General features: G+C 42.1%; 15 protein-coding genes. 8 read left to right on the plus strand and 7 right to left on the minus strand.

What is annotated here, in order from left to right; genetic code table 11:
* Window positions 1-292: 292 nt before the first annotated feature.
* The gene (mfd, locus tag F7734_RS26955; protein WP_155747695.1) at window positions 293-3919 is read right to left on the minus strand and encodes a transcription-repair coupling factor; all 3627 of its coding nucleotides are present in this window, start codon (window positions 3917-3919) and stop codon (window positions 293-295) included.
* Between the two features lie 352 nt (window positions 3920-4271).
* Here mfd and F7734_RS26960 point away from each other — a divergent pair, with 352 nt between their 5' ends.
* Window positions 4272-5600: a hemolysin family protein gene (locus tag F7734_RS26960; protein WP_155747696.1), complete on the plus strand. Its 1329-nt coding sequence runs from the start codon at window positions 4272-4274 to the stop codon at window positions 5598-5600.
* A gap of 236 nt (window positions 5601-5836) precedes the next feature.
* Here the strand turns inward: F7734_RS26960 and F7734_RS26965 are convergent, their stop codons facing one another.
* On the minus strand, window positions 5837-6616 hold the full coding sequence (locus F7734_RS26965) for an HAD family hydrolase (RefSeq protein WP_155747697.1): 780 nt from the start codon (window positions 6614-6616) through the stop codon (window positions 5837-5839).
* A gap of 104 nt (window positions 6617-6720) precedes the next feature.
* On the opposite strand from F7734_RS26965, the gene F7734_RS26970 reads away from it, so the two are divergent.
* On the plus strand, window positions 6721-7614 hold the full coding sequence (locus tag F7734_RS26970; protein ID WP_155747698.1) for a hypothetical protein: 894 nt from the start codon (window positions 6721-6723) through the stop codon (window positions 7612-7614).
* 81 nt (window positions 7615-7695) lie between these two features.
* Here the strand turns inward: F7734_RS26970 and F7734_RS26975 are convergent, their stop codons facing one another.
* The 4 genes from F7734_RS26975 to F7734_RS26990 all read right to left on the minus strand — a co-directional run bounded on the left by F7734_RS26975 (window position 7696) and on the right by F7734_RS26990 (window position 12765).
* Entirely contained in the window at window positions 7696-8406 is a 711-nt protein-coding gene (locus tag F7734_RS26975; protein ID WP_155747707.1) for a DevA family ABC transporter ATP-binding protein, read from the minus strand.
* Window positions 8407-8544: 138 nt separating this feature from the next.
* Window positions 8545-9699 carry an ABC transporter permease DevC gene (gene devC / locus F7734_RS26980; RefSeq protein ID WP_155747708.1) on the minus strand — a complete coding sequence of 385 codons (1155 nt, stop codon included), beginning with the start codon at window positions 9697-9699 and terminating at the stop codon, window positions 8545-8547.
* Between the two features lie 116 nt (window positions 9700-9815).
* On the minus strand, window positions 9816-11240 hold the full coding sequence (locus tag F7734_RS26985) for an HlyD family efflux transporter periplasmic adaptor subunit (protein ID WP_166482174.1): 1425 nt from the start codon (window positions 11238-11240) through the stop codon (window positions 9816-9818).
* A 787-nt stretch (window positions 11241-12027) separates the two neighbouring features.
* Window positions 12028-12765 carry a phycocyanobilin:ferredoxin oxidoreductase gene (locus F7734_RS26990; protein WP_155747700.1) on the minus strand — a complete coding sequence of 246 codons (738 nt, stop codon included), beginning with the start codon at window positions 12763-12765 and terminating at the stop codon, window positions 12028-12030.
* A 407-nt stretch (window positions 12766-13172) separates the two neighbouring features.
* Here F7734_RS26990 and F7734_RS26995 point away from each other — a divergent pair, with 407 nt between their 5' ends.
* Entirely contained in the window at window positions 13173-13442 is a 270-nt protein-coding gene (locus tag F7734_RS26995) for a hypothetical protein (RefSeq protein ID WP_155747701.1), read from the plus strand.
* A 266-nt stretch (window positions 13443-13708) separates the two neighbouring features.
* Here F7734_RS26995 and F7734_RS27000 read toward each other — a convergent pair whose 3' ends face one another.
* Window positions 13709-14377, minus strand: coding sequence for an energy-coupling factor ABC transporter ATP-binding protein (locus tag F7734_RS27000; protein WP_155747702.1), 669 nt, complete (start codon window positions 14375-14377; stop codon window positions 13709-13711).
* Between the two features lie 378 nt (window positions 14378-14755).
* Here F7734_RS27000 and F7734_RS27005 point away from each other — a divergent pair, with 378 nt between their 5' ends.
* The 5 genes from F7734_RS27005 (at window position 14756) to F7734_RS27025 (ending at window position 21896) form a co-directional block, all read left to right on the plus strand.
* Window positions 14756-15694: a Sll0314/Alr1548 family TPR repeat-containing protein gene (locus F7734_RS27005; protein ID WP_155747703.1), complete on the plus strand. Its 939-nt coding sequence runs from the start codon at window positions 14756-14758 to the stop codon at window positions 15692-15694.
* A 632-nt stretch (window positions 15695-16326) separates the two neighbouring features.
* Window positions 16327-16779: a DUF3531 family protein gene (locus F7734_RS27010; RefSeq protein WP_155747704.1), complete on the plus strand. Its 453-nt coding sequence runs from the start codon at window positions 16327-16329 to the stop codon at window positions 16777-16779.
* Between the two features lie 8 nt (window positions 16780-16787).
* On the plus strand, window positions 16788-17216 hold the full coding sequence (locus F7734_RS27015; protein WP_166482176.1) for an NUDIX hydrolase: 429 nt from the start codon (window positions 16788-16790) through the stop codon (window positions 17214-17216).
* A 1180-nt stretch (window positions 17217-18396) separates the two neighbouring features.
* On the plus strand, window positions 18397-19986 hold the full coding sequence (locus F7734_RS27020; protein ID WP_155747709.1) for a peptide ligase PGM1-related protein: 1590 nt from the start codon (window positions 18397-18399) through the stop codon (window positions 19984-19986).
* A gap of 152 nt (window positions 19987-20138) precedes the next feature.
* Complete coding sequence (locus F7734_RS27025) at window positions 20139-21896, plus strand: bifunctional serine/threonine protein kinase/MFS transporter (protein WP_166482173.1); 1758 nt, start codon at window positions 20139-20141, stop codon at window positions 21894-21896.
* Window positions 21897-21908 lie beyond the last annotated feature (12 nt).

Consider the following 21908-nt stretch of genomic DNA (forward strand, 5'->3'; position numbering starts at 1 on the left):
ATCGCCCTGGAGGAACTTAATAAATGCCTGTAAATGTTGGGTTTCGTTCCTCAACCCAACCTACCTACCAATGGCTTTTTACGCGTAAATGTTGGGTTTCGTTCCTCAACCCAACCTACCTACTAATATAATGTCCGTTAGCATAACCATAATAAAAATTTCTTCATTTCTTAGCGCCTTTGCGTCTTTGCGTGAGTTTTATTTAGGGTATATAAGCGGACATGATATAACGGATTTTTACGCGTAAATGTTGGGTTTCGTTCCTCAACCCAACCTACGTACCAACGGATTTTTACACAATAGCCACTTCTGGAACTGCACCCTGCATCTTATTTAAAGAATCAATCAACATTTGCAATTGTTGATCTGCCTTAACAACTGCCAGTCCGCGTACTGTGACTTTTCCAGGAGAATAGACAAATCTCGTTCTTAGGTTTTCTGGCAAATTATCGGCTAATAAATTCCAACCGGGTTCTTCCATTTGTGTTTCTAAAACAATATGCTGTTTATTTTCTGGTTTAATACGGCTAAACCCTAAGTTTTTCGCTAATTGTTTCAATTCCATCACTCGCAATAACTGAGTTGCTGGAGTAGGAACTGCTCCAAATCGATCGCTCCATTCAGCAGCAATTTGCATCAACTCTTCTTGATTTTTTGCCGATGCAACTGCACGGTAAGCACTCATCTTTTGGTCTAGATCGGTTATGTAATCTGCAGGAATAAACGCAGTGAGGTTGAGGTCAATTTGCGTATCGTCAACTTTAGGAATTTCTTGACCTCTGATTTCACGGATTGCTTCTTCTAGCATTTCCATATACAAATCAAAACCAATTGCTTCCATTTGTCCCGATTGTTCTGCACCTAGCAAGTTACCTACACCGCGAATTTCCATGTCGCGCATTGCTAACTGATAACCAGAACCCAATTGAGCAAATTCCTGTATGGCTCGCAACCTTTGACGAGCGGCATCAGATAATGTTTTCTGCCTGGGATAAAATAACCATGCATGAGCCTGAATTCCCGCACGACCAACACGACCCCGTAATTGGTAAAGCTGTGATAACCCGAAGCGATGAGCATCTTCAATCAAAATAGTATTGACTCGCGGGATATCCAAACCCGATTCAATAATGGTTGTACAAACCAGAATATCTGCTTCGGCATTGCTAAAAGAAAGCATGGTTGATTCTAAGTCACTTTCTTCCATTTGACCGTGGGCAATAGCAACTCTCGCTCCCGGTATCATTTCGCGCAAACTTCCTGCTATTTCCTCAATTCCCTCAACTCGTGGAACTACGTAAAACACCTGTCCGCCTCGGTCAAGTTCTTGACGAATAGCACTGCGGACACTTTCTGGGTTCATGGGAGAAAGGTGAGTTTGAATCGGTCGCCGGGATGGGGGAGGCGTTGTAATCAAACTCATTTCCCGAATTCCCGATAGGGACATATACAGAGTGCGGGGAATAGGTGTTGCAGAGAGGGTTAACACGTCAACTTGGGTTTTGAGTGATTTGATTTTCTCCTTTTGGTTTACCCCAAAGCGCTGTTCTTCATCGACCACTAACAGTCCCAAGTCGCGGAAAGCAACGCCCTTTCCTAAAAGTTGGTGTGTTCCAACAACCACGTCTAATTCACCAGTTGCCAATCGTTTCAAAATATCGCGACGTTCTTCAGCAGTGCGGAAACGGTTCAGTAAACCTACGTTAATAGGATAAGGTGCAAACCGTTCTTTGAGAGTATGGTAGTGTTGCTGAGTCAGGATGGTCGTCGGTGCAAGCAATGCTACTTGTTTTCCTGCAGCGGTAACGGCTTTGAAAATTGCCCGAATTGCCACTTCTGTTTTACCAAAACCAACATCTCCACAGACCAATCGATCCATTGGTCGTTCGCTTTCCATATCCCGTTTGACATCTTGTGTCGCTTTCAGCTGGTCGGTAGTGGGTTGGTAGGGGAAAGAGTCTTCCATTTCCTCCTGCCAAGGCGTATCTAATGGATAAGCATATCCTGTCTGTTGCGATCGCGCTGCGTACAATTTCAACAAGTCCACTGCCAATTTTTTGATAGCTTTGCGGACTTTGTTCTTCGTATTTTCCCAAGCCTTACCAGTCATTTTATTCAGTTCTGGTGGCTTATCGCTTGTTGTACGCAACCGTGACAAAACACCAACTTGGTCGGCTGCGACTCTTAACAAACCGTCAGCGTACTGCACTACCAAATATTCGCGTGTTTCCTCATTCAGTGTCAAACTCTCTAATTTGAGGAATTTACCGACCCCATGGTTTTTATGAACAACAAAATCTCCCGGACGTAGTTTGTTGGGATCGACTTGTTTTGAAGCAGCTTTTCGCCGCTTGCGAACATAACTGGGAGTCGCAAGAGTGTGTTGACCGTAGAATTCGCGGTCAGTGACAACAACTATGCGAAAAGTCGGAAGAATAAATCCTTCTAATTCAGCCAGCCCCGAATACTTAAGAGCAACAGGTGTGTGATTGATCTGTAACTTGTCAATGGCTTGGTAGTCGCGGGGGTTGGGAATAAACTGTGCGGGACAGTCGTGTTCTTGTAATAGGGAGACCGAACGGGAAGGCTGGGCGGAAAGCAGCCAAATAGAGAACTTGCGCTCGCGTTCTTGTCGCAGTGTCTCCGCGATTTTAGCAAATTGGTGTGGCGTGACCGGTACTCTGCGACTGGCAAGATTGATAATCCCAGAGCCTTCTTCTACCAGTTCCGATAAAACTAATTTATGAAATCTTGCCAAATCAGCCAGACATTCATCAAACCAACGATGAATTTTGGGGATTGGGGGATTGGGGACTGGCGATTGGGGACTGGGATCTGAGGATTCCCCATGCCCCATACCCCATTGTTCTTCCGCATTTTCTACCCAGCGATCGCTATGAGCATGGCACTGTTCTGGTTCATCAATAGTAATTAAAGTATTGAACGGCAAATAATCTAGCAGGGAAGCTGGTTTGTCAAAAGCTAAGCCCAAAAAGCGACGGCTACCTTCCAACAGTTGTGAATCCTCAGTTGTGAATTCTGAATTCTCTTCTAACTGAGCGCTTAGCGTTTGAAATTCAGCACTATCTTTTAGTGCTTCCGTCACAATGGGAGCAAAGCTAGTGGGTGTCAGCACAATCTGGTCTATTTTGTCAAGGGCTGCCGAACGTTGAGTGGCTGGGTCAAATTCTCGTAGTTGCTCAATTTCATCTCCGAACCATTCCAGTCGTACTGGTAACTCAGAAGACACGGGAAATACGTCAACAATATCACCTCGCCTGCTCCATTGACCCTCTGTTTCCACCATTGGAACTCGTTCATATCCCAGCTTTGTGATTTCTTCACTGAAATTATCTAAGTCAAATTCCATACCACGTTTTAGGGTGATACAGAAGGGTATAAAGGCGGATGCTGGTGGCAAATGCGGTTGTAGTGCTGCGACAGTGGCGACAATTGCCCATTGGGATTTTGGATTTTGGATTTTGGATTTTGGATTTTGATTGTTTGCTTGGTCTTCGGAAACCACACTCTCTTGTGCTTTAAGAGCATTCTCTAATCCAAAATCTAAAATCGGCAATCCAAAATTGACTAAATCCGCCAATACCTGCATCTGTCCCCAAGTCATTTCCGTTTCCGGATCGAAGGGTTCATATGGGGATGCTTCAGAAGTGGGGTAGAAGTGTACTGTTTGCCACCCCATTGCTTCGAGTTGTGTTGTCCAGCGTCCGGCTTCCTCCAGAGTCGCACAAACCACGAACAAATTCCGTCCCTCAGTTTGAGCCAATGCCGATGCTACCAAGCCTTTAGGCAAGCGCGGAATGCCACTTAACAGCAATTCTTGTTGCCGATTGAGCTTGGATAAAAGTTCAGTGGTGAGCGAAGATCGCCCTAAAGCACGCACAATGGAAGAAAATGCCATAAGTGTTTAAATATATGATTTTTCAAGGTAGGTAAGTACAATACACCTACCTTCACCATTTTAAAAGTCCCAACAAGGGAAGAGGTGAATGTAGTACGCCTTGTGACATGATAATGGAGATCGCAATCTTGCTTATATTTAGGTAGAAGCAATAAAAAACTAGTACAATATCCACTGACCAATCGCTAAGATACGGATCGGTGTGACTTATTTTTACTGACTTATGACTGACCTATAGTTCTCGATGAATTGCTTTTTCTGTATTTAGAGTGTTTCATGATATCTCCTTGGATACTAGATACTAAGAGGTTAAGGTTAAGCAGAGGTAGCCGATGGTATCGGCATTATTCAAATGTCCCCAACAATCGAAATTCTATTCATTCTTCTTCTAATTCTCGCCAATGGTTTGTTTGTCATGTCTGAACTGGCGATCGTCTCATCCCGAAAGGCACGCTTACAACAGCTTGCCAACCAAGGTGATGCTAAAGCGCGGTTTGCCTTAGAACTAGCTTCTTCTCCCAATCAATTCTTGGGAACAGTTCAGATTGGAATTACACTCCTCACGATTTTGTCTGGTGCTTTTGGCGAAGAAACCATTGCCAGAAGACTGTTGCCTATTTTAAGTCTTATGCCTTTTTTAGACAATTACAAGGGACAGCTAGCTCAAGGCATAGCAATTCTAATTATTACCTATTTAACACTGATTCTTGGGGAACTAGTCCCAAAACGGCTAGCTTTAAACAATCCGGAATCCATAGCTTCGACTGTGTCTATCCCCATGCGGATGTTAGCTACATTTGGCGCACCCATTGTCTCTTTGCTCAGTCTTTCTACTGAGACAGTACTGAGAATCCTAGGTATAAGACCATCCACAGAACCGCAAGTGACAGAAGAAGAAATTAGAGTTCTCATTGAGCAAGGAACGGAGGAAGGAACCTTTGAGGAAGCAGAGCAAGATATGGTCGAACGGGTATTTCGTTTGGGCGATCGCCCTGCGAGTTCCTTCATGACCCCCCGTCCGGATATTGTTTGGTTGGACTTGGAAGACACTCCCCAAGAAAACCGTAAAAAAATCATTGACAGTGGTTATTCCCGGTATCCAGTTTGTCAGGGTGGGCTTGACAACGTACTCGGTATTATTCGAGTCACTGACTTGTTAGCTCGGAGTTTTTGCGGCGAACAGTTAGATTTGACAGTCGGTTTGCTACAGCCAACATATGTGCCAGAAAGCACTCGCGGTTTAAAAGTTTTGGAATTATTCAAGCAAACAGTGACTCACATGGCACTGGTGGTTGATGAATACGGCGTGATTCAAGGACTTGTAACTCTTAACGACGTTATGATAGAAATAGTTGGCGATGTTCCTTCCATTGACGATCAAGAAGACCCGCAAATCGTACAACGGGAGGATGGGTCGTGGCTGTTGGATGGAATGTTATCTGTAGAAGAATTTTTCGATCTTTTTGAAATCGAGCATTTACCTCTTGAAGATCGGGGTAGCTATCAAACATTGGGTGGTTTTGTGATGTCCCATTTAGGTCGTATTCCCACAGCAGCCGATCATTTTGAATGGCAAGGTATGCGGCTTGAGGTAGTAGACATGGATGGGAATCGTGTTGACAAAGTGCTAGTGATACCGCCTGTAGATCGAGCGGATGAGAATAACAGCCGAGCTAACTAGAGGAAAAAGGCAGAAGTAACCAGTAGGTAGGGCTATGTGGCACAACATCGAATGGTGGACAATGCCCAATACTGGAAGGGATAAGAATTTTTGTAGGTTGGGTTTCCCTAACAAATGCCTGTAAATGTTGGGTTTCGTTCCTCAACCCAACCTACATATTTTCGGATTTTTAAGCAAAACCTACGCAGTATTGGGACAATGCCTACCAATATCAAATGGTGGGCTGTCTTCCCTACCTACGCTTTTATTGTCAAGATAGAAACCAATTCACAAAAACCTTCACCCTCCGTGGCTGAGGTTATATAAGTGGGATGGTGCTTGAGTTGATTTGTATACTCCAGCACATTTGCTACACCTACAGATATTGGAAAATAACGCTCATCAAATAAACTTTCATCGTTGGGGCTGTCACCAACGGTGATAACTTGTTCTGGGCTGTACTCGGGAAAGTACTCTCGCAGTACTTTTAACAATCCCGGTGCTTTATCTTGCAGCTTTGGCTTGATATGGCACTGCACGTTGCTGTAAGTAAATCCCCAACCCATTTCCTGGCAAAGTTGGCTTAGGGTTTTCAGTTCAGTTGTATTTAAACCTTTGACATCAAAAGTCCAGTCCGTGATGCGAAAGCGATTATCTGTGGATTCTTCAAGTAGGGGGAATTGAGTTTTTAACTGCTGAAAAGCAGCAGCAAGTTGTTGACGATGGATGTAATGGTCGTCTATAGGTATTAACGGGACTGGTCGATCGCTTCCATTCGGGAAAAACAAACCGCCATTTTCTGCTATGGCACCAAAAATTGGCAAGTAGTAAGCTAAACCACTCACCCAGCCTGCACTTCTTCCAGTCACGATCGCAACTTGAATGCCAGCCGCCGCTAAATCCTGCAACCCTTGTAACAAAGCACTGGTAAATTTTCCTCCCTTAGTTAGAGTACCATCCATATCAGTAGCAACCAAGCGAATGTTGGTAAAGACTTTATTCGATAAAGCATCGCGTAGGGGGAGGAGTCTTGGCATATGCGGTAAAAGAAAAGCTACAAAAAATATAAACAACACCGCAATTTAGGATAGACGATTTGGGCATCCTAAGCATAAGGAATCTATTTCTATGTTTGTGAATCATGTCCACCCTAGTGAGTGTTGCCCAATCCGCAAAGCCAAAACCAACAACAACAAAGCCCGCACCAACCAAAACTTCCCAAGAAGTTCAAACCAATGAGACTCAATTACTTACCCCCATCTTGGGGATCGCCTCGTTAGGACTGACTTTGGTTGTTGTTGCTTTGGTTGTGTATGGCAAAATCCAGATCAAAAAACTGGAGAAAAAGATTAAGTTTGAACAGTTCCGCTCGCGAGAACTAGACAAAAAGTTTAAGCTTGCCTTAGAAACTATTCGTAAAATGGAAACAAATCCCGATTTGATTAACTCACGGGAGTTTAACCTGGATTATCTGCGGATGCGGATGTCAGAAGAAGTGTTCCATTTTGCGATCGTTAACCAAATTAAAATCCAAGTTAAAGATAAAATTTCTCAAGCACTCCGTCCGGGGCAAGCCAATCAGGGTGTTGTGGGTATAGCAAGTAGCAACGGACGGCAAGTGGATGAAATGTTTGATGTAGAGTATGAAACTGGCAATCCACCAAATGTCGTCAAACGCGTCCTGTTCCGCATCCAAATCCGGATGATGAAGTTACCCACTCAACCAACTTCTGCCACTATCAGCCAAATCATTGACTGTGTTGAAAATTTCCTCAGCCCAGCTGATGACAATGATACCTGGCAACCAACCATTCAAGGACGCATTGCCTATATGCATTGGGATCAAAAAGCTAAACCCACTCCCATGTTAGTTTTAGAACAATCAAATGAAGGTGTGAATGTGTCTTTCCGAACCAGCCGTCAGCCCAATGCTAATACTCCAGGACAGCAGCCCGGACAGCCAGATCTCCCAAGTGAACCAAACCCACCAAGTCCCTCAGGAAAGAAAAAATCAGCAAAAAGTCAAAAAGTTTAGAGGCACCCTGTTTAAAGCGTGTGTAGCTTAATAAGGTTAAAACAGCCCACAGGAAATTCTTTCTTCCCTAACCCCTACTCTCTACTCCCTACTCCCTACTTTTCCCTGAGAATCACGGGCTAAAAGACCATCTTCCATTTCTACAATACGGTCTGCTATGTCTAAAATGCGATTGTCGTGGGTTACTAATAATATCGACGTTCCCTGTTCTTTTGCTAGGCGCTGCATCAACTCCACGACATCTCGTCCTGATTGTTTATCCAATGCTGCTGTCGGTTCGTCGGCTAACACTAGTGATGGATTATTAACCAATGCGCGGGCGATCGCAATCCTTTGTTTTTGTCCTCCCGAAAGATGTTCTGGATAGTAATTAATTCTTTCCCCCAAACCCACTGCTCTCAACATTGCTTCTGATTTAGTAATGGCGTTTTGGGGAGAAACGCGCTGATTTAACTCCACTGCCATTTGCACGTTTTGCCTTGCCGTTAAAAATTCTAGCAAATTATGAGCTTGAAAAATATAGCCAATCTTACGCCGAATATTGACTAATTTTTTTTGACTGGCTCTAAAAAGTTCTACATCTAAAAATTTTAGACTTCCTTCTTGTACCGAGCGCAAACCACCAATCAAACTCAGCAATGTTGTTTTTCCAGAACCTGATGGTCCAGTCATAATGACAATTTCACCTGGAAAAATTTCCAAATTTATATCAAATAAAATTTGTCTTTTTAAAGAACCTCTTCCATAATAATGGTTCAGATTTTTGATAGAAATAACTGGTCCTGGATACATCATATTAAATGTTAGTGGTTAGTGGTTAGTGGTTAGTGGTTGGTGGTTGGTGGTTGGTGGTTGGTGGTTAGTGGTTAGTAACTATTTTTTACAACTAACAATCAACAACTAACCACTATCCACCAACTAACTCTTCACTTAGAAAATGTCTGCTGGATCTGCGGAGCGTAATTTCCGAACAGCGATCGCGCCAGAAATAAAGCACATTACGATTGTCAAAATCATTACTATAATTGCTCTTTCGCCACTCATGAAAACAGGGAGAAGAGTAGCAGCCCTGGCTCTGTCATATAAAAATAGAGCGATCGCTATTCCAGGCATATATCCTAAGATTGCTAAAATTAAAGCTTCTTGTAAAATAACAGATAATAAATAATTTTGTGTATAACCTATTGCTTTCAGAGTGGCATATTCAGATAAATGGTCTGTCACTTCAGTATAAAGAATTTGATAGACAATCACAGTTCCCACAATGAAACCCATAACTGTTCCTAAGGAAAAAATGAAACCAATTGCTGTACTGCTTGCCCAATAATTTCTCTCAAAGTCAACAAATTCTTGCTTGGTGAAAACCTGAATATCTTTAGGCAAATAATTTTTCAAATTTTGAGCAACAGCAATTGCATCTGCTCCCGGCTTTAATTTTATCAAACCTATATCAATCAATCCCGAACGGCGATGGGGAAAAATGCGTAGAAAATTCAGATCGCTTGTGACTAAATTACCATCTGCTCCAAAAGATGCACCTAATGTAAATAATCCTCCTACCCTAATCTTCCGATTTCTCACTTCTGCTGTCACAGTTTTATTTTGTTCAAATTCAGCAACAATTGGACCATATTCTTGACGGGAGGAGCGATCGTATAAAACAACATCAGATAATTTAAGTTTATCTAAGTTTTCCTGAATTCCAGGTAAGTTCAGCACGTTAAACTCAGGATTAATGCCAACAATCAAAAGATTGCGAAATCGACCCGTCACAGGATTTTTCCAAGGAGCATAATCCAGGTAAATAGGATGAACCGATTCAACGGCTGGAAAATCTAAAGCTTTATAGAGTCGCCGTTGAGAAAAAGTTTTTAATGACAGTACAGCATTGGATTGATTGTTAATTAAAACAATATCTCCTTGCAAACTCATATGGAGACGAACGTTACTGTAATACAAAGAATCCCGGAAGCCCAGCTGCATAAACATAAGAATGTCAGCAAAAGCAATTCCTGCAAGCGCCACAGCAAGACGTGTTTTTTCCCGCTTCAGCTGCAACCAAGCTAAAGGTATTTTGTCAAACAATTTGTTCATTGTTAGTTGTTAGTTGTTAGTTGTTAGTTGTTAGTTGTTAGTTGTTAGTTGTTATTAGCCATTAGCCATTAGCCATTAGCCATTAGCCATTAGCCATTAGCCATTAGCTATATATTTATTTCTACAACCACTTTTGCATTAGTCAGGTTAGCAACTCGTTTGGTATCTTGTGGGGAGAGAGCGATTTTCACTTCTACGACTCTGGCATCAATGTCGGCTGCTGGATCGGTATTCAAAACGTCTTTTTTGCCAATTTTTCTACCAATTTCGGAGACTGTTCCTTGTAATTCTCCATCAAAAGCTCCATTATCACTAGTGACTATAACTTGTTGTCCGAGACGCACTTTGCCAATACCGTCTTCTGGAACTTCCGCAACCACAACCATTTGATCGGTTCGTCCCATCTCAGCAATACCGTATTGGCTCATGCTTTCTCCTGCTTTGGTATGGATTTTTAAAATTTCTCCAGCAATTGGTGCTTTGATGTAGCTCAAACTTAATTGTGCTTCTGCTTTCCTCAAAGATGCGATCGCATTACCAACTTGCGCCTGTGCTATCTGTACATCAATGGGACGAACTTCCTGAATTCTATTAAATCTAGCTCTTTCTTCATCAATTTGCCTTTGCAAAGTTGCTACAGTTTTGTCCCGCGTGACTCTAGCTTCAATGAGTTGCTGTTGCAAAGTTGCTACAGTTTTTAGCTGATTAGCTCTAGCTTCAGCAAGTTGCTGTCTTAAAGTAGCGATAACTTGCTTTTGGTTAGCCTTAATTTCAGCAAGTGAAGAATTACTCGTTTCCAAACTTAACCGTCGTCTGTCTCGTTCTTGTTGGGAAATTGCACCTTCTCTATACAACATTTCATACCGTTGGGCATCAACTTGAGCATTGCGTTGTTCAGCTCTTACACGCGCAACCGATGCTATCAAAGCATCTTTTTGCCCTTCTATTTCAGCTTGAATACGATTGATTGTTGCTTGCAGGGCAATTTTTTCCCCATTTAACTGTGCTGTTATCCGAGCAATTGTTGCTTGCTGAGCATCTCTTTCCCCAGCTAACTGAGCTTGCAAACGACCAATAACCGCCTTTTGCGCTTGAATATCTCTAGGCGAACCAGCTTTGACATTTGCTAAATTTGCACGGGCTTCTTGCAGTTTAGCTCTGGCTTCTTCCACGGTTGCTTGAGAACTAGTGAAGTTATCCAAAATGGCAATGACTTGATCTCTTTGAACCCGTTCTCCTTCTTTCACATAAACTTGTTCAATCCGCGATGAACCCTGCAAACCCGCAGGTGCAGACAATTTAATCACTTCCCCTCGTGGTTCCAAACGACCCACAGCATTAATAGTGGTAGGAACTGGCGCACTGGGTACAGGTGTGTTTGCTTGTTTGATTTGCTCGACTTTAGCTATAGTAAGAGCACCAAAGGAAACCACTAATGGTAAGGAGACAGCAATTAACCACCAAACTTTTGATTTTTCATCCTCAAAAAAGAGCTGCTCCCTTAAATTTGATTTCTCACTCAACCTAGATATAGGTGGTTGTTCGTTAGATTGCATTTTCCCCTCTTTGGATAAAAAGCACGCTTAGGCGTAGGTTGGGTTAATCGTGGCGCAACCCAACAAATATGCGAGTATGTTGGGTTTTGTTACCACCCAACCTACGATAAATGCTTTAAAAAAGCTCTTTTCTAGAAAGCATATTATTGCGAACAAGAACTTATACCATTTTGGATTTTAGATTTTAGATTTTGGATTCAGAAAGCCTTACTTGCGCTTAATTTTATCCAACAATATGTCTCATTTATTTTCCAATTGGTATTATCTATAGCAATCCTATTTGATTTATGGCATCCACGTAGGTCGGCTAAAGCTCACCACTATTTGATTTGTGGCATCCACGTAGGGTGGGTAATGCTCGGCATATCATGCTTTTAGTGGGCTGTCTTCCCTACCTACAGTACTTAAAACTTGCCATGAATGAATTAGGATTGCTATATGGTACTGAAATCATTACGGTTCTAAGATGCAATAAATATGGCTCAATACGATAAATTCTTTGCCTTTATATTAATATTGGCAAATCTTGACTTAAGCAATAAGTTCATAGACAAACTATTTATTGATAAAGGTAATGCCATACAGCTATAAGTTGTATGGCTTCATCTTCTCTTGTTAATTGAATTCTACATTTAGAAGTTACTGGAAAACGTAACCAACTCTACAGAATGGCTGATGGCTAATGGCTAATGGCTAATGGCTACTAACAACTAACAACTAACCACTAACCACTAACCACTAACCACTAACCACTAACCACTAACTAATCAGGCATATCAAATAAAACTGTAGTCATATAACATTCTGCCCAATCTGCACCAAAAGCTTTTTCCAGTACGCGACGAGTTTTGTCATTTTGTTGTTGTTGAGTGCAGTAATTTCTTTGTCCGGCAAGAATGTTTAGCCTGTGTTCCGATGAAACTGGTTTAGATACAACAGCTTGCGTACAGTGAATGTCTAAAAACTCTTGTACGCGAGTGAGAAACATACTTTCTTCTTCAGATGAATTGGGACGAACAAAGACACAAAATTCTGAAAATATATGTCCCCACTCCGGTAATTCACGCGGTTGAGAAAAGTTCAGGTTGGGTAGTACCTCAAGTGCAGAAGTATAGGATTGAGGTAATTTATATTCCACGTCAACTGGAGAAAGGTCTGCGATCGCTGCACTAATTTGACCTCTTCCTCCAACTAAATCGCACCCAAACATCGGTATGTTGTATTCTGGGCGGGGAAACATAACACAGTGCAAAATATCTAGCATATTTCCCACCTTTGCCAGTTCCAAATGCATTTTCCGGAACTGGGGTGTTTGATAGCATCGGTTTTCAATGGTCAGTTTTTCTCCTTCGAGCCGACCTTCTACATAACCAAACTCAGCAGGCAAATGATAAGGCGACAAATCAAGGTATTTGTGCCAAGTTTGTTCTATACAATCTGCTAATTGACGAATTAAAGGATGCTGTTGCTCGCGCAGTGATGGGAAAGAAGTGGTTGTCATGTTTAATTTTATACCCATCCCTACCAGGGATTAATGATGTTAACTGTCATTTGTCCTTTGTCATTTGTCATTTGTTCACATTACTTAACTAATGACTGGTGACAAAGCAAAGAACGGTCTTCACAGCTTTTTGCTTTGTTTGTGCTGACCTATCTATTTTTCAGCCTAGCGCCATCAAGACCCAACAGAACTCACTCGCAACACAACTCAACACTTAGGGGGGGGTAGGGTAGGGGTAGGGGGTAGCAAGCAAGTCTTTACAAGTACCTATGAAGGATGCTTTGCAAAAGCGTAAAGTTATAAAACATTTTCTTTTCAAAATTCTTAGTTATTTTGTAGTCTTAGTTACAGAAATAATTTTTTATTAGCCCATGAGATGAAGCTCTAACACGAGCTAAGTATGAAGTATGAAATATGAACTCTCAAGTAAAAACTTGCTTATAGCTTCTCCAGACAACACACCTGCTACGAAGGATAAAGAACTCATACCTTTATCCTCGATCCTTTATCCTTCATACTCTATTGACTCCAATAATTGGGTAAAACTGGTAGAACTGCCTAGTCTCTACAGTTGTGATGAAGCTTTGCTGTTGTGTCAAATTTCAGAAGATGAGTGGTCAGCGTGGATTCCAGACCACGGGGAAGCCGTCCTCAATAGCAAGCAATTTTGTTACTAGTAGTCCACCACATTAATTCTGATGGGTAGATCCCCCACTCTCGTTCCCAGCCTCAGGCTGGGAACGCAGACAGCGAGGCTCCGCCTCGCACTCTATGGTAGAGTACAGGAGGCGGAGCCTCCCGTGAGGCATTCTGTGCCAGAGACTGGGAAAGAGGTGACAGACCGTCATAAATTAATGTGGTAAACCAATAGCTGTAAAAGGCGCAGAGCCTTGCGCCCCTACTAACCACCAACCACCAACAACTAACAACTAACCACCAACCCCTAACTAACGACCAACCTCTCCTTTGATACCAGTGTCATGGGGTCAGCTTCTTGCAGTTCACCATGCTTGAGAGTCCAACAATGGTCTGCGATCGCTAACAAATCACCCGCATCATGTGTGACAATCAGTAGAGTCCAATCCTTTTTCAACTTTGCCAGCAAACTAACCAATTGTCGCCGCATTGACCAATCCAATCCTGCGGTTGGTTCATCAAGCAGTAGTAAATGGGGCTGACGAATCAACTGTACAGCGAGAGCCAAACGCCTTTGCTGACCTCCACTTAAAGCATGAGGCGGTGTACTTAAAGATAAATGCTCCAATCCGACTTCACTCAGTGCTTGCTTAACTCGCTCTGTTCCTAACTCTGGATGTCCCAAGCGCAATTCCTCTAAAATAGTACCGCCACAAAAATGTCGTTCGGGAAACTGAAAAACTAAACCAGCCAATTGTTGCATCTGTTCCGCAAGCAGTTCTTGTTCTCGCCAAAAGATAGATCCTGAGGTCGGTTCGGCTAATCCAGACAGAATTTCAAGTAAAGTAGTTTTACCAGAACCGCTCGGTCCAATGATAAGACCAAGTTGTTGGGGTGCTAATTCTAGATTAATTGATTTGAGGATTGCAGTTGGGCAGGCAGTCGGATGATAAATTATACTTCTGAGATAGAGCATTTGTTAAGAGTAATAAAGAGTCAGCAACTTACTTATTAATTACACGGCAACGAACACTAGTTCCCTGGAAAATTTATAGCGCATTATCTGCCTCGCTAACTGTGACTTCTAGCAGCAAAAGCTATCTTGCTTCCTGATTGAAGTTACAAGTCTCTCCCTGAGAGAGTTGCGCCGACCGTTGTTTTCGCGCTTTTATTTCCATTTTGGCAAATTCTTGTTGAAAAAATAGTTACAGCAATTATGGGAACTCGAAAAAATTACCCAAGTCAACCTTTACAGAAACTTTTGACAAAAACAGACACGGATTAGAACAAGTTCTCTTTGGAATTATAAGTAATATAGACAACATTTACAACAGTAATTTTCCTGAGGTTACCCATGACTGAACAATTGCCCATGCTGCCAAAAATTGTAACGGCTAGACTTTCTACCCTAGCTAAAGTCGCTTTTGCCGCAACTCTAATATTGAGTATCTGTGTCAATTCCTCTCTAGCCGCAGATCCGTTTCGAGCTAAAGAACCTCGCAAGATTGGTGACAAAACTGAAGCAGCTTTCAAAGCAATTTTCGAGCAGGGGAATTATCAAGCAGCCGAGAATCAAGTGCAAGAAGCACTCACCAAAGAGTCCGATGAACCTTTAGCGTATGCTATAAAAGCATCCTTAGCATATACGAATCAAGATTGGAATACACTAGAGACATATAGCAAAAAAACCTTAGAAACATCACAAAAACTTGTTTCTAGCGACCCGCTACGTGGCAATTTATATAGTGCTGTCGGACATTTTTTAGAAGGGGCTGTGATTCTGCAGCGTGAAGGGACACTCAGTGGTGCGCCCAAAGCCCTAAGCCGATTGCGAGAAGTATATAAGTTTTTAGATCAAGCTGAAGCTATTTCTGCAACCGATCCTGAATTGAATTTGGTTAAAGGCTACATGGATTTAATGCTAGCGGTTAATTTGCCTTTTTCCAATCCAGAACAAGCGATCGAAAAATTTGAAAAAAATGCTGCCCCTCAGTATTTAGTCGATCGCGGAATTGCTCTTGCTTATCGGGATATGAAACAGTACTCGCAAGCCTTAGATTATACTAATCGTGCTCTAAAAGTGACCTCAGAAAATCCCGAATTGTATTATCTTAAAGCTCAAATTCTTAGAGAACAAGGCAAGAAAGATAAAAATACAAAACTGATTCAGGAAGCTGTTGATAACTTTGACAAAGCCTTGAGTAAAAAAGAGTTTCTTCCTGCAAGCGTGGTTAAGCAAATTGAACGCGAACGAGGTAAAGCTGCAAAAGAACTAACTTCAGCCAGTAGATAGATCTGACCCCAATACTGCAAGGGCTGAGAGAAATTGTAGGTTGGGTTGAGCACAAGCGTTACCCAACAAATGCCGATAAATGTTGGGTTTCGTTCCTCAAACGCCAGTCCCCTACGCCGGTAAACCCGGCTATGGCGCATTCGCGCCACGCACACGGTTCAGGGCTGGCTCCCCAACCTACGTAATTGCGTGTTTTTATGCAAAACCTACGCAGTATTGGATCTGACCCCACCTCGATCCGGTGGCTCCGCCTGGGAATGCCTAAGTGGAGGCTCCGCCTCTCGTCATATTATCAAATAGCCCTAAATTATTGTAGTAAATCGGAGTGAATCGTAGTAAAACTCTATTCGTAGCCATCAGACTGATGAATAGGTTTAATGTACTGTAGACCAATTTCAATCCGATGACTGTTAATTACCACTTCTACCAAGGGTGTGCTGCTAACAGTTTAATCAACAGTGCTCCGGGCTGAAATACGATAAAAGCATTATACGAATTTTCCAAAAATAGAGTATCTTGATAAAGACGACTTTTATCGCACGGGTTTTAAAATTAAAACAGTTTAGAATCCTCCTTCTTCAGATGGGGGAGAGGTTAAAATTAGGTATAAATCTCTTGAAAACAAAACAGCAATGGAAATACAGTTTCGCGAAGTAGACACTTTTAATGTCTGGATTTGGCTAAAATTTACTACAATCCCATCTAGGCAAGAAAGACAGTATATAGAAGAAGTTTTTGACTCCTGGTTTTACTTAGGCAAGCTGGGGGCGTTTAATGCCGAAAATCTCCAAGTACAAGAAACTGGGTTAGATCTCAGTTATATTAATTATGACTCAGAAGGTTATGACAAAAGCATGCTAGCACTGATGCATAACATGGGTGAGGTGGAATATGAGGGAACCTGGGCGCGTTGCTGGTTTGATTTGGGAACGGCAGATGCGATCGCTCTTGATATTCTCATAAATGCTATCAAGCAACTTAGTGCCGAATACGTCACCATTGAGCAATTGTATATTGGCGGAGAAAATGAAGACTGGCCCGTTGAAAATAGTGATAATCTTAACTCGTTTGTTTACGATAATTAGCGATGGCAATACATAAACCAGGGGAAATTCGTGTCTTAGCTTTGGCGCTAATTCAAGATGGAGAACGCATCTTCATGTCTCAAGGTTATGACCAAAAGAAGCAGCAAACTTTTTATCGTGCCATGGGCGGTGGTGTTGATTTTGGCGAAACAAGTTTGGTAGCTCTCCAAAGGGAATTTCAAGAAGAAATTCAAGCGGAATTAACAAATATTCAATACTTGGGTTGTTTGGAAAACATCTTTACTTATAACGAGCAGCACGGTCACGAAATCATTCAACTTTACAAATGTGACTTTGTTGACCCCAAGTTCTACCAGCTTGAGCAGCTAGAATTTAATGAAGGCGATCGTCAGAAGACTGCCTTATGGGTAGAGATTAACCGTTTTAAGTCAGGAGAATTACAATTAGTACCACAGCAATTCATAGATTATTTGTAAACAGGCAGGGGTAAGGTAAAAAAATACAAATGTGTAGGTTGGGTTGAGGAACGAAACCCAACATCTACAGACATTTGTTGGGTTTCTCCACGGGTTTACCCAATTTTAAAAAATTCTCAGCCCTACAGTATTGCCTTCACTCTTTGTTACTAGTATTTTAAAACAAGAAAGATAACTTATATCATGTCAGGTTAAACAATTATGATTTACCTCACGCAAAGGCGCTAAGACGCAAAGAGGACTGCCGAGGTTTTATGATAACTAATTTGCCGAACATAATATTACTGAAATTCTCAATAAGCTAACTAAATAAACTATACGAGAATTTATGGTGTCCAGATCCCCGATCTCTTTGAGAAGTCAGGGAGCGAGGGATCTAATTTTTCATGAATGATTTAGAATTGCTATGGCGGCTTTGATAAGTCAGTCATCACAGGCGCTCCATATTTTATGGAAATTATCAAAGAAATCAGAGAAGAACGCTAGGATAACAGCAACACAAGAACTAAACCTTGGATCGAAAATTCAAGCCTAGGTTTAGTTCTTGTGTTTGCGCCCTAATGCCATTTGCCAGCTTATAGCCTTTCTCAGTCTCATGAGGTACACCCCCCTTTCATCCCCCCTTTGTAAGGGGGGACAGAGGGGGGTAATTTTTGTACCTCACCAGGTTGAAATTTGCTGTAAACATTTCTTCTTTGTTTTCGTCTGCCCTACAAATTGATATATCAATTGCAGGTGACTACCTGAATCATCCTCACACCTGATACAGTTTCCTTGCCTGACAATGGAACATAACTACACAACTTTTCCACTCCGAAAGATTTATATCTCTCATGTGTTTCAAAATAAACAATTGTATCTTTATGGTGAATCGTACTTTAGATGTAAATAAACTCAAAAATTCTCAAACTTAAGACATAATTAAATTTATACATAAGGTTAGTAGTTAGTAGTTAGTGGTTAGTGGTTGGTAGTTAGTGGAACTTTCCTATCTGTGTCACGATCGCTACTCTTCATTTCGAGTGAGATATGAGTGTTAAATCTTACTTCTTTAGATAGTATAAATCATGAGAGGAAAAAGCGTAAGAATGAAGAAGTGTACACAGTCTTCGCATCTATTGGTTCTGTAGGATATACCAGAATTAGCAATGCTTGGATGGAACCAAGTAAAATTACTACTATGCAAACACTCAATCGTATTTCTTCGTATTTAGAACAACCCGATCGATTTCGAGATCTTCAACAAACTTTACGCGATCGCTGGCAAACAGTAGAGTTATTTGATAGCAGTGATGCCGATATTTTGATCGTTCCTTCTATTAGTATCGATCAACGAGAATTGAGAAAAATTGACGGTTGCGAGCATTACGAAGAAAGATTATTATTTTCATTAATCCGTTTGCAGAATCCACGCACTCGCTTAATCTACGTTACGTCCCTACCGCTACACCCCAGTGTAATTGACTATTATTTACAATTATTACCTGGAATTCCCTTTTCTCATGCTCGCAATCGCCTGCTATTACTTTCTACTTACGATGCGTCTGTCAAACCTTTAACTCAAAAAATACTAGATCGCCCCCGCCTCATAGAAAGAATACGTCAAGCTTTAAGGCATGATAAAGCATTTATGGTATGCTACAACGCGACAGAAATAGAAGCAGAACTGTCTCTAAAATTGGGTGTACCACTTTACGCTGCAGCACCAGATTTGCAAATTTGGGGAACAAAAAGTGGCAGTCGGCAAATTTTTGCCGAATGTGAAATTCCCCATCCTGATGGAAGCCAGAGAGTTTGGACTTCCACAGATTTAGCAGAAGCTGCTGCCGATTTGTGGGAACGCCAACCGACATTAAAACGGATGGTTGTTAAGTTAAATGAAGGATTTTCAGGGGAAGGAAATGCCCTTCTAGATTTAAGACCAATTCAACATTTAGCGCCCCCCAATGCAAACTATGCTCAACGGGTAGAAGCTTTGGGAAAAAGCTTTAATACCATGCGCTTTCAAGCGAAAAATGAAACCTGGGAGAATTTTTCTGGAAGAATTCCCGAATTAGGAGCCATAGTAGAAGCTTTTGTGGAAGGAGAAATCAAGCGTTCTCCCAGCGTCCAGGGGCGCATTACTCCTAATGGAGATGTAGAAATTCTTTCAACCCACGACCAAATTTTAGGAGGTTCGGACGGGCAAATATACTTAGGCTGTCGGTTTCCTGCGGATGAAGCTTATAGACTGCAATTGCAGCAAATAGGGTTGAAAATTGGTAGAAGATTGGCAGAAAAAGGAGCCTTGGAAAGATTTGGGGTAGATTTTATTGTTGTTGACCGAGGTGATGGACAATGGGATATGCAAGCCATCGAAATTAACCTGCGGAAAGGCGGTACAACCCATCCACTTATGACCCTAAAATTGCTAACTAACGGACGGTACGATCTTTCAACTGGTTTATTTTACAGTCAGCAAGGGCGTCCCAAATACTACGTTGCAACAGACAACCTACAGAAAGATCGCTATCAGGGTCTAATGCCAAACGATCTAATGGATATTGTCGCCCATCACAGATTGCATTTTGATACAGGAACTGAAACAGGAACGGTTTTTCATTTGATGGGATGTCTTTCGCAGTTCGGGAAATTAGGGTTAACCAGTATTGGGGATTCACCGCAACAGGCGGAAGAAATTTATAACAAAGTCGCCAAAGTCTTAGACGAAGAAAGTGGGCGTCAGAAGTGGGACAGTTTTATGAATTTACCAGAGATAGCTTTTTGGTAAGAGTTAGTTGTTAGTTGTTAGTTGTTAGTTGTTAGTTGTTAGTTGGAAAAATAACTACCAACCACCAACCACTAACCACTAACCACCAACCACTAACCACCAACCAAGCGCCAATTGTGTACAATCGTGTCAGGCTGTGTCTTTGAGCGCTTGTGTCCCACCTAAATCAAAATGCAATTCATTGCATTAACCCTGAATGTCCTCGCCCTTATCCCCAGCTTTGGGGAAACAAGTTCTGCAATAGCTGTGGCTCACCGCTACAGCTATTAGACCGCTATATTCCTTTACAGCCTTTGGGATCTGGTGGCTTTGCCCAGATTTATACTGTTTGGGATTGCAAAACTCAAACAGAAAAGGTGTTGAAGGTTTTGATAGAATCCTCGCCAAAGGCGCTAGAATTGTTCTCCCAAGAAGCAGCAGTTTTAGCCCGGTTGAGACATCCCGGTGTGCCAAAAGTTGAGGCTGATGGTTTTTTCCATATTGAGACTGTGCAGGCAACTTCTGTGCAATCAAAACCTTGTCAGCTCCATTGTTTGGTGATGGAAAAAATTTCCGGTCAAACGCTGGAGGAATTGTTTCAGCAGCATTCTTATGGATGTCCGCAAGATTTGGTGTTAAACTGGCTGGCTCAAGCTGTGGATATTCTACAGGAGTTGCACAGTCGCAAGATTATCCATCGCGATATCAAGCCTTCTAATTTAATGCTGAGGTCATCCCATAGCAAAGGGGGGACTAAGGGAGATCGACTGGTGCTGATTGATTTTGGTGGAGCAAAACAGGTGAGTTCCAACCCATTTCGCAATCAGTCTTCTTCTACTAGATTGTATTCTACAGGCTACAGTCCTCCAGAGCAAATTGCTGGCGGTGTTGTTGGTCCACCTGCTGATTTTTATGCCCTAGGTCGAACAATGATTGAGATGTTGACGGGCAAATCTCTCACAGAATTGGCGAATCCAGCCACGGGAGAACTTTTTTGGCGTAGTGGAGTTAATGTTAGCCCGCAACTTGCAGATTTGCTGGATGATATGATTCAGGAGGATGTGCGATCGCGTCCGGTAAATGCGGCAATTGTTAAAAAGCGACTGTCAAAGATTTCCCAATTACCCCAGCCTAGTGTTTTATCTCAAATTGGGAATTCTGTTCACCAAGGCTTGGGTCAAGCAGGAAGTGTGCTGTCTCAAATTGAGGATTCTCTGGGAAAAGCCCTCAGTCGTTCGACTCAAGCTGCGGGCAAAACGACTCTTTTTATAGTCAAAACAATTGTTTCAGTTATACTAGCCTGTTTGGATACACTATGGACAATGATTTTAACTGGAGTCGGTGCTAGCTTGGGCGCGATCGCAGGGTTTATCTTAGCATCTCAAATTACTCTAGATGACTACTTAGCCCAATTTTTATCAGAACGGTTATTTGAAGCAACAGGAATTTCTTATACGATTTTTGGCTCGGAGGTTCTTTTATTTGTTGGTGCTGGATTGGGAACTGCATGGGGGTTAACTATCGCCGGTGGGTTTGGTCAGCGACGAAGATTTGTTGTAGCGTCAGTGATGAGCATTATTAGCTACGGTTTCGGTTGGTTAGTTCTACAACTGACTATCCCTCAAGGGATACCAGAGGGATTGGTAGGATTAGTTTTAGGCACCGTTTCCCTGCTGACTTTGGGCTTGGGGCTTCGCAGCCATCATATAGTGTACGCTATTATTGCTGCCTTTGGTAGTGCGATCGTCTTCGCCTTCTTAGTGATGTTGGGGTTTCCCACAAATATCTTTAATTTCTCTAGCTCACCTACCCCAGCCGAGATATTGCTACCAGTCATCTTTTTTAGTTTTATGGGTGCTTTGCAGAGTTTTTGGTTGGGAATTAGCCATTACTTAATTGTACCTGGGTTGCGCTTTTTGGGATGGAAATGAGGGGGTAGGGGG

Source organism: Scytonema sp. UIC 10036 (assembly GCF_009725235.1).